Raw genomic sequence first — 13,711 nt, forward strand, 5'->3', positions numbered from 1 at the left:
GTTACCTCACTTCTTCTCCATCACGCATTGCAGCGGATGCTGATTCTGTCGGGCGAAATCCATGACCTGAGACACTTTGGTCTCGGCCACCTCGAATGTATAGACCCCGCACTCGCCCACCCCATGATTGTGAACATGAAGCATGATGCGTGTGGCGGCTTCGCGGTCCTTTTGAAAAAAACGCTCCAGGACGTGAACCACGAACTCCATGGGCGTATAGTCGTCGTTGAGGATGAGGACCCTGTAAAGGCTGGGCTTCTTGGTCTTGGTCTTGGTGCGCGTAATGACGGCTGTGCCGCGACCGGCCTCATTGCCGTCGCCGTCACTTTGCATCCGCACCACGCTTGTCGTGGCAGTCAAACCTGAAGTCACGTAATCCTGCCTCTTTCGAATCCCCATGGCGAGTTCGATATGTAGGTGTTCGATGGACGATTTTAAGCCCTTCTTGTTAGCTGACAATATGGCTAGGTGGGCAAACCGAGGCGATTTTCAAAATCGTGAACCGCCAAAGCCCCGGAATTGAATCCGGCATGAAAAAACCCGGCCGCGCATCCGCGACCGGGTCTGTTCTGCAAGCCCGAAAGGCCGTGCCTGGTATTCTCGAGCGAAATTACTTCGCCTTGGCGACAATCGATTCGAAGGGCTTGTAAGCCTCCTTGGCGAGATCGGCATAGAGATCGCCGAACTTGGTCGCCTCGGCAACGAAGCTCTCATAGCTCTGCTTGGCGAAGTCGGACTGGATCTCGACCGCCTTTTCCAGCGACTTGGCGGAGAACAGCTTTTCGACCGCGGCGCTGCCGGCTTCGAAGCTCTTCTTGGTGTATTCGCCAGCTTCCGTGGCGATCGCCTGCGCGCCCTTGGAGAGCGAGGTGAAGCTCTTCAATCCGGTATCGGCAAACTCCTTGCCGTATTTCGAGAAGTCCTCGTAGGTCTGGGTCATTTGACGTTTCCCTTGGCGTTTTGAAGCGCCCTTGCCTGAGCGCGGTTGTGCAATGCACGAGAATATATTGTGCGCTGCACAAAAGTCAAGATTTCAGCGGCATCAGGCCGCGCTGCGCCGGCAACAGCTAAAATTCGAACAAAGAAAGGCTCAAGCCCGAGGAAAATGGTGAACGCGCCGGTTACCATAAACGGATTGGTAACGCTGGCCGCGATAGTTTGACGACAAGTGAGGTCGGATCCCTTTGCCGCCTCCATGGCAATGAGTTTCAAAGGAACTATCAGTGCGTCAGGCGTTGTCGGTCTTCGGTTCAAAATCCGCATCTTCCCTCAAAACGATCATGATCCTCGCTTTGGCGATGTCATTTGTCGTTGCGGATGCCGCGTCCTCGATGGCCGCCAGGTCTTCGGCGATCGTCGTCGACGCCAAGACCGGCAAGGTACTTTATTCCTCCGACGCCAACGGCCGGCGCTACCCGGCGTCGTTGACCAAGATGATGACGCTCTATCTGACCTTCGAGGCCATGGCGAAGGGCCGGATCAGCAGGAACACGCCCGTGCCGTTCTCGGCCAAAGCGGCGGCCGAACCGCCGACCAAGCTCGGCGTCAAGGCGGGCGGAGCGGTTTCGGTCGAGACCGCCATCCTGTCGATGGTGACCAAGTCGGCCAATGATTCGGCGACCGCGCTCGGCGAACTGCTCGGCGGCAGCGAAAGCAATTTCGCCCGCATGATGACCGCTAAGGCGCGCGCGCTCGGCATGGACGGCACCGTGTTTCGCAATGCCAACGGCCTGCCCGATCCCGGCCAGTTCACAACCGCCCACGACATGGCGATGCTTGGCATAGCGCTCCGGGAACATTATCCGCAGTATTACGGCTATTTCTCGCAGCGCTCCTTCCTTTACGGCCGCCAGCGCATCAATGGCCACAACCGTCTGCTCGGCCGGATCAAGGGCGTCGACGGCATCAAGACCGGCTATACCCGCGCCTCCGGCTTCAATCTCGTCTCGTCGGTTTCGGATGGCAACCGCCGCCTCGTCGCCGTCGTCATGGGCGGCACTTCGGGGCGCAGCCGCGACAACCAGATGGCCGGCCTGATCAACGCCTACATGCCGCGCGCATCGACCCGCGGCGGCGGCGCCCTGGTCGCCAAGGCCGGCGGCGACAATCCGGTCAAGGCGCTGGCCAAGGTCTTCCTGCCCAAGCATGACGCGCCGACGCCGGATGGCAAGCCGATCGTTGAAGACGATGCCGTAGCGTCCAATGACGATCCGACATCCGCTGACGAGCAGTCTGCTGAAGGCCAGTCTGCCGACGAACAGACGGTGGCCGCGGTCGAAGAGGCCGCCCCCGTCGTCAAGACCAGGAAGGTCAAGACCGTCATCGTGACGGCGCCGAAGGTCGAAACTGCGCAGATTGTGGCTGCCTATGCCGAACCCACGCCTGTATCCCCACAGGCGGTCGACCCGGTCAACACGGCCTCGGTGCCGGCTGGTTGGGCGGTGCAGGTGGCGTCGTCGCCCAAGCAGTCCGAAGCCCAGGCTTTCATCGACAAGACCGCCAAGCTGGCGCCCAAAGTTCTTGGGGCTGCTTCCGGTTTCACCGTCGCCTTCGAAAAGGACGGCGAGACCTATTACCGCGCCCGGTTCGGCGGCTTCCGCTCGAAGGACGCGGCCTGGAATGCCTGCAATGCCCTGAAGAAAAAGAAAATCGCCTGCTACGCCGTCCAACAGTAGGGCGGCGTCGGAACCATCTCCCGGAAATTTACTGCGTCGAAGGAGACTAGTTGTGATTGGAGAGCAAGACGTCCTTGGCTTCGTTGATCCGCGCCGCCAGGAAAGACGTGCCGCCGATGTCGGGGTGCAGGCGCTGCATCAGGCGGCGGTGCGCCTTGCGGACATCCGCCGCGGCGGCCCCCGCTTCAAGACCAAGGATCTTGTAGGCCTCCTCCTTAGTCATGGCGCCCGCACCTGGCGCAACACCCAGCCCTTCGCCACCGTTCGCCTCAGCGTCTTTGCGCCAGACGGGAAAACGGCCGTCAAGATACGTCTCTAGGAGCTGGCGGCTCTCCGGGTCGCCGGGGAGTTCGCGGTAAAGCTGCTGCAGCTCGGCCAGGCCCATCGCGCCCAGCATCTTGCCTTCATGGCGGCCGGCCAGAACCAGGCCTTCAAGCCCGCCCGTATCGTGATCAAGCTCCATTTCCAGTGCGGCGGTCCGCACCGTCGAGCGCTTGCCGGGCGCCGGCCCGACCGACGGCCGCTTCATTCGCATCGAACCGTACCCGGCAAGAGCCGCGGCCAGGATGAGGCCGGCAATGCCTTCGCGCCCGACCACCAGCACGGCGAGCCCGACCAGCGCCAGAAGCACCGGCCCGAGCGTGCGCATGCCGCTTGCCAGTTTTTGCGCATCGGCGCGGACAAAGATCGTCGCCGCGCCGAGCAGCACCAGAAACAGTGCAACAAGTGCAATGATAGCGCCCATCAATTCCCGCCGCCCCTGAGATGCTCGATCAGCAGCCGGTCTCCCGGCCTGTCCCTTGCCTCGAGCGCCTTCAATCCGCCGGTCGCATAGACGGCAACCGCCGAAAGCAGCCCGGCCAAGGTCGCGGCAGCCCGCCGATCAAATCGGAACCAAGCCCCTTTGGACAGCCGCGCAATCTCCTTGAACGCCTTTTCTGCGCCGGGATCATGGCCTTCCTGGAAGACGAAGACGGGAACGCCGTGCAGACCGAGGCTGCCGGCCTTCTGCGCCAGCTCGTCGATATCCTCTTCCATGGCGTCGCCGATATAGACCAGAGCGTTGACCTTGGCCGCCGCCGTTTCCTTCAGCGCATGCGCCAGCACCTTGCCGATCTGGGTGTGGCCGGCACGGCAGTCGATCCGCGTCATCAGCTGCTTCAGGGCATTGGTGTCGGCGACAAAAGCCGACGAGCGGCACTCGCCCAACCCGCGAAAATAGGCCAGTTGGACGCTGAGAGTTCCGGCCTTGCCGACGGCGTCGAACATTTCGCCCTGCAGCTTGGTGGCGAGATCCCAGGTCGGCTGGCGGCTCATCGTGGCGTCGAGCGCAAGGATCAGCCGCCCGGAGCCGGTCGCGGACGCGGCAAGCGTCCGGGCCTGACGGATGAAGGCGTCGATCTCGCCGGCATTGGATTGAGGCTTGACCGGCGCAGGACTGGCCCTTGCGGGCACGCGCTGCTTCTTGTCGCTCATAAGAAGCAAGATGTGGCGTTGTCGAGCCCCTTGCAAGTCCAGCCTTGGACAAGATGAAGGGCCAGCGCTCGACGCTCTGGGAGAAGCGGCCGCGCCCTTGGCTCTACAGCAAGCCCAGATCGGCGAGCTCGCGCTTCAGTTTCGGCGGCATCTCGACCATTCCGGCCTTGCCCTTGCCGAAATCTGCGGGCGCATCCGACGGTTTGAGATAACGCCAGCCCTGGAAGGCGCGGCGCGGCTGCCAGTCGGTGCGCACGACGTCGAGGTCGAGCATCAGGCGGCAACGGCCGATGCCTTCGTCGTCGGTGAAGGGCCTGATATCAGTGATCAGCTGGCGGCATTGCACGCTGCCCTTGATCACCCAATAAAGCGAACCGCCATCGGTGACCTCGGCGCCGCGCGCCGGCACCATGCGGGTGGTGTGCCAGTGCTCGGCGGGTTCGCCGGCGCGGCGGCGCTCATCGACGCGAAAGGCGATCCATTCTTCGAGGTCCTCGACGCTGTCGCAACCGACGCACAGTTTTAGGAGATTGAGTGCCATCGCTTAAGGTTTAGTCCGGCGCGCGATTGCGTCAACGGCCCTGCCCGACTTCTCCACAGTGCCAGTGGCGTTGCGCGGTCAGCATTCCACGACATTGACGGCGAGCCCACCAAGGCTGGTTTCCTTGTACTTCTCGTTCATGTCGAGGCCCGTCTGGCGCATTGTTTCGATCGCGGCGTCGAGCGGCACGAAATGGACGCCGTCGCCTTTGATCGCCAGAGAGGCGGCGGTGACCGCCTTGACGGCGCCGAGCGCATTGCGCTCGATGCAAGGCACCTGGACCAGACCGCCGACCGGATCGCAAGTCATGCCGAGATGATGTTCGAGCGCGATTTCGGCGGCGTTCTCGACCTGCTCGGGCGTGCCGCCCATGACGGCGCAGAGACCCGCGGCAGCCATCGCCGAGGCCGAGCCGACCTCGCCCTGGCAGCCGACCTCGGCGCCGGAGATCGAGGCATTGGTCTTGATGATGCCGCCGACGGCGGCCGCCGTGAGCAGGAAGTCGCGGATGCTCGGCTGGTCAGCCTCGGGGTGGAAATGCAGCCAGTAACGCAGCACCGCCGGCAATGTGCCGGCCGCGCCATTGGTCGGCGCGGTGACGACGCGTCCACCGGCGGCGTTCTCTTCGTTCACCGCCATGGCGTAGATCGACAGCCAGTCATTGGCCAGCAAAGGGTTGGGCTTGTTCTGCTGCCATTGCTCCTGCAGCTTGTCGTGCAGCATGCGGGCACGACGGCGCACTTTCAGCCCGCCCGGCATGATGCCGTCCTGCGACAGGCCGCGGTCGATGCAGCCCTTCATGGCGCCCCAGATCGCATCAAGGCCGCTGTCGAGCTCCTCGCGCGACATATGCGTCTCTTCATTGACGCGCTTCATGTCGGCGATAGACAGGCCGCTTTTGCCTGCCATCTTCAGCATCTCGACGGCGTTCTTGAAGGGATAGGGCACCTTCTTGCCTTCTGTGGTCACCGAGCCCTTGACCTTCATCCGCTGCAGCTCTTCCTCGGACACCACGAAGCCGCCGCCGATGGAATAATAGATGCGCTTGAGCAGCAGCCGGTCGCCGGCATCGTAAGCGTAGAAGGCCATGCCGTTGGCGTGGCCGGTGAGCGGCGTCTTGCGGTCGAGCACCAGATCCGTCGCCGGGTCGAAGCGATAGGAGGGATGGCCGTGTGGCGATATCCGCTTCTCGGCGGCGATGCGCGTGGCGATGCCTTCGGCCTGATCGGGATCGACCGTCTGCGGTGTCAGGCCAGCAAGGCCGAGGACAACGGCGCGATCCGAGCCATGGCCGATACCGGTATAGGCGAGCGAACCGTGCAGGCTGGCGCCGAGACGATCAACTTTCGCGCCGGCCGGGCGCGGCCAGTCGTCTCCGGCGATCTCGTCGAGAAACCGCCGCGCCGCTGTCATCGGTCCCATCGTGTGCGAACTCGACGGTCCGATGCCGATCTTGAACAGGTCGAAAACCGAAAGAAACACGCTGCGCCGTCTCCGGGAATGGGATCAAGACCTACATATAGGACTTTCCATGATGTTTGTGCTGTTTTGCGGATTGCGGCGCTGCACCTGCCGACCTTGTTTGCTCCGGCAGCGACATCACCGGCTGAAAGCGCGTCGCGCTGAAACGGATTCATGCGACGCGCTTTAAGTTCTTGTTTCAATGCATGTCGTTGTCCCAGAACCGCAGCTCACCTCTGGGCGGCATGCATTGGAGCATCGAACTGACCGCTTTGCCTGTGGTAAAAGGGGGCATGGGCGATTCCTTCCATCTGTCGACGGCTGATCTGGCGGCGCTGGCTTTCTTCCTGCTCGCATGGTTGCTGCATACACTGGCGTCCGACGGCAGACTGGTCAGCCGGGTGTCGTTGACGATGGCCATGAACGTGCAGCGCGAGGCCTGGATGCGCACCATGGCCGAGCGCGAAATCCGCATCGTCGACACCGCCATCATGAGCGGCCTGCAGCAAGGCACCGCCTTTTTCGCCTCCAGTTCGCTGATTGCGCTCGGTGGCTGTTTCGCGCTGCTTGGCGCCTCGGATCAGGTCCTTGCCGTGCTGAACGACCTGCCGTTGAACGCGACCTCATCGCGCTCCGCCTTCCAGATCAAGGTCTTTGGCCTGGTGCTGATCCTGGCCTTCGCCTTCTTCAAGTTCGGCTGGGCCTACCGTCTCTTCAACTACTGCACGATCCTGATCGGCGCGGTGCCGATCCCCTATGGCGAGGCGTCACGCAACCCGGTCAGCGAAACGGCGGTGTGGCGCGCGGCGCGCATGAACATGCTGGCCGGCAAGCATTTCAATTCAGGCCTGCGCGCGGTGTTCTTCTCGATCGGCTATCTCGGCTGGTTCGTCGACCCGATCGTGTTCGTGCTGTCGACGCTGCTGCTTCTGGCGGTGCTGGTGCGGCGCCAGTTCTTTTCAGCGGCGCGACAAGCGGTGATCGGTCAGCCGCCCGGGCCGGGGAAAAGCTGGTCGATCCGGCCCGATAGCCAATAGGCGGCGAGGCCGATCCATTCGCGGATCGCAATGGTGGTGGTCTGCAGCGAATCGGGTGCGTTGTCGCGAAACAGGCCAAAGCCTTCCTTGCCCGAGGTGCGATAGTCGACCGGCCACGGGACCGTCTGAAAGCCGGCCTTGTCGAACAGCGCCTTGGCGCGCGGCATGTGGAAGGCGGAGGTGACAAGCAGCCAGGTCTCGCCCGGTTTCGGTGTTACCAGTTCCTTGGTGAAGACCGCATTCTCATAGGTGTTGCGGGATTTGCTCTCGAGCATCAGGCGATCGGCGTCGACGCCAAGCGCACCGAGCAGCCGCGGCGCGGTGGCCGCATCCCCCTCGCCATCGATGAACAGTTCACCGGTGCCGCCCGAGATAACCACTTTCGCCTCGGGAAAGCGCCGGGCAAGGATCGCCGCCTCCACCATGCGGTCGCCGCCGGAATTCAGCTCATAGCCGCCGCGCGCCAAGTTGATGGCGCCCTCGAAGCCGCCGCCGAGCACGACAATGCCGTCGACCTTCCGCGGCAGCGGCGGCTTTGGGAAGCGCTCTTCGAGCGGATTGAGCATCATGGCGCCAAGCGACGTCCAGGCCGACAGCGCCAGAATCAGGAAGGCGAACACACTGCCCGTCGCCGCCAATCGCCGGCGGCCGATCAGCGCCGCGAGCAAGCCGGCAAGCAGCAGGAAGATCGCCAGGTTGAGTGGTTGGACGAAGAACCAGAATACCTTGGAGAGATAGAAGAACATTGCCTGCCTATCTCCAGCTCAAATTGTGACGGCCGGTGAAGTGCTCGACCGCACTCGCTACCGCTTCCGCTTCGAGGCGGCTTAACTCCCTGCCGAAAACAAGGACGCCGTTCGCGTTGGTTAAGCTGATGACTTCCGACAGTCCCACTTCGTCCGTGGGATAGGTATGGTCGAGGATTTCGACCCTAAGATGCCCTTTCAAAGGCAGTGACCACCGATTTCGCAAAGAACCCCTCACCGAGCGCACGGCTGCGGTGTCGGTCAGCCGCAGGGTTTCCCTGCCGAACACCCGCCAGATGAAATCCTTGCCCAGGAAATAGGTGAAGAGGGCAATGACCGCCACGAAGGACAGCAGGCCGAGCGTGCCGCTGGTGAGCGTTGCGGACGACATATCTGTCAATCCCATGTAGCCGGTGTAGGCGACGATCGCGGCCCCGATCAGGACAAAGACTGTCCTGAAATCCGAGGTGCGTGGCGGGTTCGTGATCAGCAGTTCGTTTCCCGTCTCGACGATGGAAATGCGAGACGGAGGCGGCATGCTACCACCACTTCTCCGGCTGGAAGGTTCCCGCCGCCTGCTCGATGACGGCGGCTGTCTGGAACAGGGTTTCCTCGTCGAAGGGACGGCCAATCAGCTGCAGGCCGAGCGGCAGGCCCTTGGCATCGAGGCCGGCAGGCACGGCAATGCCCGGCAGTCCGGCCATGTTCACGGTCACCGTGAAAATGTCGTTGAGGTACATTTTGACCGGATCGGCGGCCATGTCCTCGTCAGCGATGCCGAAGGCGGCCGACGGCGTCGCCGGCGTCAGGATGACGTCGACGCCGTCGGCAAAAACCGTCTCGAAGTCGCGCTTGATCAAATTGCGCACCTTCTGCGCCTGCAGATAGTAGGCATCGTAATAGCCTGCCGACAGCACATAGGTGCCGATCATGATGCGACGCTTGACCTCCCGACCGAACCCGGCGGCTCGGGTCTTTTCGTACATGTCGACAATGTCCTGGCCCGGCACGCGCAGGCCGTAGCGGACGCCGTCATAGCGCGCCAGATTGGATGACGCTTCGGCGGGCGCAACGATATAATAAGCCGGCAAAGCGTATTTGGTGTGCGGCAGCGAGATGTCGACGATCTCGGCGCCGGCATCCCTGAGCCAGGCAATGCCCTTCTGCCACAGCGCCTCGATCTCTTCCGGCATGCCGTCGACGCGGTATTCCCGGGGAATGCCGACCTTCATGCCCCTGATCGGTTTGCCGATCGCCGCCTCGTAATCCGGCACCGGCCGGTCGACGGAAGTGGTGTCCTTGGCGTCGACCGAGGCCATGGACTTCAGCATGATCGCGGCATCGCGCACGTCCCGGGCGATCGGGCCGGCCTGATCGAGCGACGAAGCGAAGGCGACGATGCCCCAGCGCGAGCAGCGGCCATAGGTCGGCTTGATGCCGACGGTGCCGGTGAAGGCGGCTGGCTGGCGGATCGAGCCGCCGGTGTCGGTGGCGGTGGCGCCGGCGCACAGGAAAGCCGAGACGGCGGAAGCCGAGCCCCCCGACGAGCCCCCCGGCACCAGTTGGGCATTGTCCAGCGTGCGCGCGGTCTTGGTGCCGCCGGCCGAAACGAAACCGCCATCGCCCTGATGCGTGGTCGGCATCACCACCGTGTCGAGGCGCGAACGCCGCCACGGATTGACGACAGGGCCGTAATAGGAGGTCTCGTTGGACGAGCCCATGGCGAACTCGTCCATGTTAAGCTTGCCCAGCATGACGGCGCCGTCTGCCCACAGATTGGCGGTGACGGTCGATTCGTAGCGCGGCTTGAAGCCGTCCAGCACATGGCTGCAGGCCTGGGTGTGGATACCTTCGGTGCCGAACAGGTCCTTGATGCCGAGCGGGATGCCTTCCAGCGCACCGCCCTGGCCCTTGGCGAGCCTGGCGTCGGAAGCTTTGGCCATATCGCGCGCCTTGTCGCCGGTGACGACGATGTAGGCATTGAGCACCGGATTGGCGCGCTCGATGGCACCGAGATAGGCCTCGGTGATTTCGACGGCCGAAATCTCCTTGGCGCGCAGCTTGGCGCGCGCCTGCGAAATTGTCAGATGGGTCAGTTCGCTCATCAAAGGCTCTTTTCGTAAAACACCGACCACTCGGAATCGGGATAATCCAGCACCGGCCCGCAGCGCGAGAAGCCGGCGCGTTCGTAGACGGTCCAGGCGGCGGGATGGCGGTCGCCGGTTTCAAGCACCAGGCGCTTCAGCCCTTCGCTGCGCGCCAGCGTTTCGACATGTTCGACGATCTTGGCGCCGATCTTCCTGCCCCGATGCGAAGGCCGCGTGTACATACGCTTGACCTCACCGACGCGGGCATCATGGCGCTTCAGCGCGCCGCAGCCGATGGCTTGCCCGTCGTCGCGGGCGATAAAGACGGTGGTGTCGTCGCCAGCCATCTGCTCGACCGTCAGATGGTAGCAATGCTCCGGCGGCGTCAGTTCGAGCAGAGCCGCGTTGAGCTCCTCTACCAAAGCGCGGACATCGTCCTGCAGCGGCGTTTCGATCGCGATCTCGATTGCCATCGGCCGCCTACTCCACGACCTTCGGCACGAGGAAGAAATTCTCGTCAGTGGCCGGCGCATTGGCGACGATATCGGCGGCCTTGTTGCCGTCCGTGACGATGTCTTGGCGCTTCTTCATCTCCATCGGCGTCACCGATGTCATCGGTTCGACGCCGGAGACATCGACCTCGTTCAGCTGCTCGACAAAGCCCAGAATGGCGTTCAGCTCGCCGGTCATGCGCTCGGCATCCTCCTCGCTCACCGCAATGCGGGCGAGACGCGCGACGCGCTTCACAGTTTGCAGATCAACGGACATGTCTTTAGCCTTTGGGAAAACCAGATGGCGCTATAGCGGCGTGGCGCGTGCCGCGCAACATCGATCGTGCTTGGGGATAGAGCCCGTTCATGCCAGGGCGGCATTTCAGCCTAGGGCAGCGATACACCCTCGCACAGATAATAGCTGCCGCCATTGCCGGCCTGCTCGCCTTCGTCGGCGGTCGGGCGCACCGAGACGATGTCGATTTGGGTCGTTCATCTGCGTGATCGACAGTATATCGGGAAAGAGAAAGCCCGGCTCCTGGCAGATGGCAGTGACCGCCCAGCTCGGCGAGCGCGTCGCCTTGGTGACCTGGACGAACTCGCAATTATACTCGACGCTTTGCAGGCCGTCCGCCGACAAGATGACATTGCCGGTGTCGATCAGCGTCTGCAGCGTGTCCTTTTTGGCTTGCGCGCAAAGCTCCTGGGTCTGGAGGTAAACGCCCTTGATGAAGTCCTCGGCGGCGGATGCGGGCGACGCCGCAACCAGCATCGACACGCAAAGAGTCACTCTCAAGCCCATGGTTTGATTCCCCTTTGCGACAAGGGATCGTTCAAACGATCGCTTTATAGTGTGATCGTTTGGCCGATCGCTGGCAAGGCTACGTCGACACCTGACCCTTCGAGGCCGGCCACGAACTTCTCCGCCGTCGCGTCGATGATCGGGAAGGTGCCGAAATGGCAGGGAACGACCGTGTCGAAGTGGAAGAAGCGCCGGCAGGCCAGGGCCGCCACCGCGCCGCCCATGGTGAAGCGGTCGCCGACCGGCACGAGGCCGATCTTCGGCTCATGCAATTCCTCGATCAGCGCCATATCGGAGAAGATGTCGGTGTCGCCCATATGGTAGAGCGTCTTGTCCTCCGGGAAATGCAGGACCAGCCCGTTGGGATTGCCGAGGTAGACGTTCTGGCCGCCATCGAGCCCAAACGACGAGGAATGCAGTGCCTGCACGAATGTGGTGGTGAAGGCACCGCAATCGACGGTGCCGCCATGATTGCCGGGATTGATCTTCTTGCCGTCGACGCCCTTGCCGACCAGGTACATGCAGATCTCGTAATTGGCGACCAGCTGGGCGCCGCTCTTCTTCAGCACCTCCACCGCGCCGCTGACATGATCACTGTGGCCGTGGGTCAGAAGCACATGGGTGACGCCTTCCGCCGGCCCCTCCCAGCCGCTCGTCCATGACGGATTGCCGACGAGATAGGGGTCGATCAGGATGTTCGCGCCTGATGTCTCGACGCGGAAGGCGGAATGTCCGTACCAGGTCAATTTCATCGATCGTGTTCCTCGATTTTGGTTGCGCCGGAAGATAGAACGCCGGCAGCAAAATTAAAGTGACATAGTGTGCTCGCGGTTCAAAAGAACGTGTCGCGGTCTTTGTTACGGCAAGTCTGGGTCACGGTAAGTCTGGGTCACGGTTAAGACTGGGTCACGGTAAAACTGGTTGGGGAAAGCCGTTGGGCATCATAGCAATCGAGGATCTGCCGGCACGGCTGGAGGGCGGCAGGACGCTGGCCGGGCTCGACCTCGGCGACAAGACGATCGGTGTCGCCGTTTCCGACCGCGGCCTGTCCTTCGCCCATCCGCGCGCGGTCATCCTGCGCAAAAAATTTTCGCTGGATGCGGCAGCACTGCTCGCCCAGCTGCAGAAGGACAATGTCGGCGCGTTTGTACTCGGTCTCCCCATCAACATGGACGGTTCGGAAGGTCCCCGCGCCCAGAAGTCGCGCGCCTTCGTGCGCAACATGGCAGGTATAACCGACCTGCCCTTCGTGCTGTGGGACGAGCGGCTGTCGACGGTGGCGGCGGAGCGGACGCTGATCGAGATGGATTTCTCGCGCCGAAAGCGCGCCGGCAAGATCGATTCGGCGGCTGCGGCCTTTATTCTGCAGGGAGTTCTGGACCGGCTCCAGTCGCTTGACCCACGCGATCGGACGGAACCGGATTCCCCGCCTGCCGCCTGACCCAGGCCGTGATGTTGCGGCGGCGGCGAAACGCCCACAATGCCATCAGCAGGAAGCCGTCAAAGACGCAGGCCCTTGCCACCATGCCCGGAATGATCGCCGGATCGATGCCCAGCATCTGCCCGTAGAGCTGGAACACGAAATCATGCAGCTGCCGGCTGAGCATGACGTAGCCGAAATTGATGTCGTTGAGCGACAGGAAGAACCAGCCCCAGAACAGAGCGAGTGGCGCGGCCCACAATGCGAACAGCGTGCGCATCAGTGACCGTCCCTGCGGCTGGAGCCGCCTCTGGGACCGCTGGGACCAATGTCCGGACGGCCGGAAATGCGCGACAGCAAGGAGCCGTGCGCGGCACCCTTGGCCATGGCATGGGCGGTGGCGCGACTCTCTGCCTCCCGCGAAACCATGACGGCGAAGACCGACCTCCGCTCGGCCAGCATGGCGACATAGGAGGCCAGAAGTGCCGCCAATTGTACGGCGACAACCAAAAACAGGCCGTTGATGCCTCGCGCTGCGCCGCCGATCAGGATCAGCGACAACACCGCGGATGCCGAAATGAAGGCGGTCCGCGCCACACTGTCGGCTCCGTCCGGGCTCGCTGCGGCGTTAACCAGACTCTCGACGAAGACCCAGCAAAACAGCACCGCCACGACCAGCAAGGCGATGGCCAGCGGCGCCACGACGGCAGCATTGTCGAGATCGGCCAGACGAGTGTTTTCCACGACGACGCCGAGCACGCCCAGAGCGCCCGCAACGCCGCGGTTTCCATCGACACAGATGAACGCCAGCAGGGCGAAAACCAGCGCCCAGTGCAAGGCCAGAAAGGACGTCAAAATGTGCCGCATGGCATTCCTGCTTTGGTGACAAAGACAGTGGGGTCTGCGGCCTGCGGCTGCAACGGAAACCATTCGTTAAGGTTAACGGCTTTCCACAGGCAGGCAAATTCGTTCAAG

At 62.8% G+C, this 13,711-nt stretch carries 18 protein-coding genes and 1 pseudogene; 3 read left to right on the forward strand and 16 right to left on the reverse strand.

Features of this window, described 5'->3' with window-relative positions; translation table 11 throughout:
• Positions 1 to 6: 6 nt before the first annotated feature.
• The 3 genes from clpS to X771_RS0134255 all read right to left on the reverse strand — a co-directional run bounded on the left by clpS (position 7) and on the right by X771_RS0134255 (position 1,212).
• Positions 7 to 333 carry an ATP-dependent Clp protease adapter ClpS gene (gene clpS / locus X771_RS148405; protein WP_023671012.1) on the reverse strand — a complete coding sequence of 109 codons (327 nt, stop codon included), beginning with the start codon at positions 331 to 333 and terminating at the stop codon, positions 7 to 9.
• Positions 334 to 610: 277 nt separating this feature from the next.
• Positions 611 to 940, reverse strand: a complete 330-nt coding sequence (locus X771_RS148400) for a phasin family protein (protein WP_023671011.1) — start codon at positions 938 to 940, stop codon at positions 611 to 613.
• Positions 937 to 1,212: a hypothetical protein gene (locus tag X771_RS0134255; protein ID WP_156936000.1), complete on the reverse strand. Its 276-nt coding sequence runs from the start codon at positions 1,210 to 1,212 to the stop codon at positions 937 to 939. Before X771_RS0134255 ends, X771_RS148400 begins: the two co-directional genes overlap by 4 nt.
• Before the next feature lie 11 nt (positions 1,213 to 1,223).
• On the opposite strand from X771_RS0134255, the gene X771_RS148395 reads away from it, so the two are divergent.
• Complete coding sequence (locus tag X771_RS148395; protein WP_023688586.1) at positions 1,224 to 2,675, forward strand: D-alanyl-D-alanine carboxypeptidase; 1,452 nt, start codon at positions 1,224 to 1,226, stop codon at positions 2,673 to 2,675.
• A 46-nt stretch (positions 2,676 to 2,721) separates the two neighbouring features.
• Here the strand turns inward: X771_RS148395 and X771_RS148390 are convergent, their stop codons facing one another.
• The 4 genes from X771_RS148390 to X771_RS148375 form a co-directional block, all read right to left on the reverse strand.
• Complete coding sequence (locus tag X771_RS148390; RefSeq protein ID WP_023688587.1) at positions 2,722 to 3,420, reverse strand: DnaJ domain-containing protein; 699 nt, start codon at positions 3,418 to 3,420, stop codon at positions 2,722 to 2,724.
• Positions 3,420 to 4,151 carry a hypothetical protein gene (locus X771_RS148385; protein ID WP_023688588.1) on the reverse strand — a complete coding sequence of 244 codons (732 nt, stop codon included), beginning with the start codon at positions 4,149 to 4,151 and terminating at the stop codon, positions 3,420 to 3,422. Before X771_RS148385 ends, X771_RS148390 begins: the two co-directional genes overlap by 1 nt.
• Before the next feature lie 103 nt (positions 4,152 to 4,254).
• The gene (locus X771_RS148380; RefSeq protein ID WP_023688589.1) at positions 4,255 to 4,692 is read right to left on the reverse strand and encodes a DUF1489 family protein; all 438 of its coding nucleotides are present in this window, start codon (positions 4,690 to 4,692) and stop codon (positions 4,255 to 4,257) included.
• A 78-nt stretch (positions 4,693 to 4,770) separates the two neighbouring features.
• Positions 4,771 to 6,174, reverse strand: coding sequence for an L-serine ammonia-lyase (locus X771_RS148375; RefSeq protein WP_023688590.1), 1,404 nt, complete (start codon positions 6,172 to 6,174; stop codon positions 4,771 to 4,773).
• A gap of 272 nt (positions 6,175 to 6,446) precedes the next feature.
• Here X771_RS148375 and X771_RS148370 point away from each other — a divergent pair, with 272 nt between their 5' ends.
• Positions 6,447 to 7,190, forward strand: a complete 744-nt coding sequence (locus X771_RS148370) for a DUF599 domain-containing protein (protein ID WP_023671004.1) — start codon at positions 6,447 to 6,449, stop codon at positions 7,188 to 7,190.
• Here the strand turns inward: X771_RS148370 and X771_RS148365 are convergent.
• The 7 genes and pseudogenes from X771_RS148365 to X771_RS0134265 form a co-directional block, all read right to left on the reverse strand.
• Positions 7,139 to 7,936, reverse strand: coding sequence for a YdcF family protein (locus tag X771_RS148365; protein ID WP_023688591.1), 798 nt, complete (start codon positions 7,934 to 7,936; stop codon positions 7,139 to 7,141). The genes X771_RS148370 and X771_RS148365 overlap by 52 nt on opposite strands.
• Positions 7,937 to 7,943: 7 nt before the next feature.
• On the reverse strand, positions 7,944 to 8,474 hold the full coding sequence (locus X771_RS148360; protein ID WP_023671002.1) for a hypothetical protein: 531 nt from the start codon (positions 8,472 to 8,474) through the stop codon (positions 7,944 to 7,946).
• Position 8,475: 1 nt separating this feature from the next.
• Entirely contained in the window at positions 8,476 to 10,041 is a 1,566-nt protein-coding gene (locus X771_RS148355; protein WP_023688592.1) for an amidase family protein, read from the reverse strand.
• A complete protein-coding gene (locus tag X771_RS148350) occupies positions 10,041 to 10,496 on the reverse strand; it encodes a GNAT family N-acetyltransferase (protein ID WP_023671000.1) in 456 nt (151 codons plus the stop codon). The genes X771_RS148355 and X771_RS148350 overlap by 1 nt, the downstream gene beginning before the upstream one ends.
• Before the next feature lie 7 nt (positions 10,497 to 10,503).
• On the reverse strand, positions 10,504 to 10,791 hold the full coding sequence (gene gatC / locus X771_RS148345; RefSeq protein WP_023670999.1) for an Asp-tRNA(Asn)/Glu-tRNA(Gln) amidotransferase subunit GatC: 288 nt from the start codon (positions 10,789 to 10,791) through the stop codon (positions 10,504 to 10,506).
• 110 nt (positions 10,792 to 10,901) lie between these two features.
• A pseudogene (locus X771_RS01000000165100) lies at positions 10,902 to 11,316 on the reverse strand (hypothetical protein).
• A gap of 44 nt (positions 11,317 to 11,360) precedes the next feature.
• Positions 11,361 to 12,068 carry a metal-dependent hydrolase gene (locus tag X771_RS0134265; protein WP_023670997.1) on the reverse strand — a complete coding sequence of 236 codons (708 nt, stop codon included), beginning with the start codon at positions 12,066 to 12,068 and terminating at the stop codon, positions 11,361 to 11,363.
• A 182-nt stretch (positions 12,069 to 12,250) separates the two neighbouring features.
• Here X771_RS0134265 and ruvX point away from each other — a divergent pair, with 182 nt between their 5' ends.
• Positions 12,251 to 12,757: a Holliday junction resolvase RuvX gene (gene ruvX / locus X771_RS148340; protein WP_023688595.1), complete on the forward strand. Its 507-nt coding sequence runs from the start codon at positions 12,251 to 12,253 to the stop codon at positions 12,755 to 12,757.
• On the opposite strand, the gene X771_RS1000000166865 is transcribed toward ruvX, so the two are convergent.
• A complete protein-coding gene (locus X771_RS1000000166865; protein ID WP_023693426.1) occupies positions 12,675 to 13,016 on the reverse strand; it encodes a DUF6105 family protein in 342 nt (113 codons plus the stop codon). The genes ruvX and X771_RS1000000166865 overlap by 83 nt on opposite strands.
• Entirely contained in the window at positions 13,016 to 13,603 is a 588-nt protein-coding gene (locus X771_RS148335) for a hypothetical protein (protein WP_023688597.1), read from the reverse strand. The genes X771_RS1000000166865 and X771_RS148335 overlap by 1 nt, the downstream gene beginning before the upstream one ends.
• Positions 13,604 to 13,711: the final 108 nt, after the last annotated feature.

The sequence above is a fragment of the Mesorhizobium sp. LSJC269B00 genome, assembly GCF_000502815.1.
GTDB lineage: Bacteria > Pseudomonadota > Alphaproteobacteria > Rhizobiales > Rhizobiaceae > Mesorhizobium.

Coding starts and splice junctions, on each gene's coding strand:
- X771_RS148380 (WP_023688589.1), bottom strand. CDS start 4,692: ATGGCACTCAATCTCCTAAAACTGTGCGTCGGTTGCGACAGCGTCGAG.
- X771_RS148370 (WP_023671004.1), top strand. CDS start 6,447: ATGGGCGATTCCTTCCATCTGTCGACGGCTGATCTGGCGGCGCTGGCT.
- X771_RS148390 (WP_023688587.1), bottom strand. CDS start 3,420: ATGGGCGCTATCATTGCACTTGTTGCACTGTTTCTGGTGCTGCTCGGC.
- X771_RS148365 (WP_023688591.1), bottom strand. CDS start 7,936: ATGTTCTTCTATCTCTCCAAGGTATTCTGGTTCTTCGTCCAACCACTC.
- X771_RS148355 (WP_023688592.1), bottom strand. CDS start 10,041: ATGAGCGAACTGACCCATCTGACAATTTCGCAGGCGCGCGCCAAGCTG.
- X771_RS1000000166865 (WP_023693426.1), bottom strand. CDS start 13,016: ATGCGCACGCTGTTCGCATTGTGGGCCGCGCCACTCGCTCTGTTCTGG.
- X771_RS148385 (WP_023688588.1), bottom strand. CDS start 4,151: ATGAGCGACAAGAAGCAGCGCGTGCCCGCAAGGGCCAGTCCTGCGCCG.
- X771_RS148335 (WP_023688597.1), bottom strand. CDS start 13,603: ATGCGGCACATTTTGACGTCCTTTCTGGCCTTGCACTGGGCGCTGGTT.
- X771_RS148400 (WP_023671011.1), bottom strand. CDS start 940: ATGACCCAGACCTACGAGGACTTCTCGAAATACGGCAAGGAGTTTGCC.
- X771_RS148360 (WP_023671002.1), bottom strand. CDS start 8,474: ATGCCGCCTCCGTCTCGCATTTCCATCGTCGAGACGGGAAACGAACTG.
- X771_RS148350 (WP_023671000.1), bottom strand. CDS start 10,496: ATGGCAATCGAGATCGCGATCGAAACGCCGCTGCAGGACGATGTCCGC.
- clpS (WP_023671012.1), bottom strand. CDS start 333: ATGCAAAGTGACGGCGACGGCAATGAGGCCGGTCGCGGCACAGCCGTC.
- gatC (WP_023670999.1), bottom strand. CDS start 10,791: ATGTCCGTTGATCTGCAAACTGTGAAGCGCGTCGCGCGTCTCGCCCGC.
- X771_RS0134265 (WP_023670997.1), bottom strand. CDS start 12,068: ATGAAATTGACCTGGTACGGACATTCCGCCTTCCGCGTCGAGACATCA.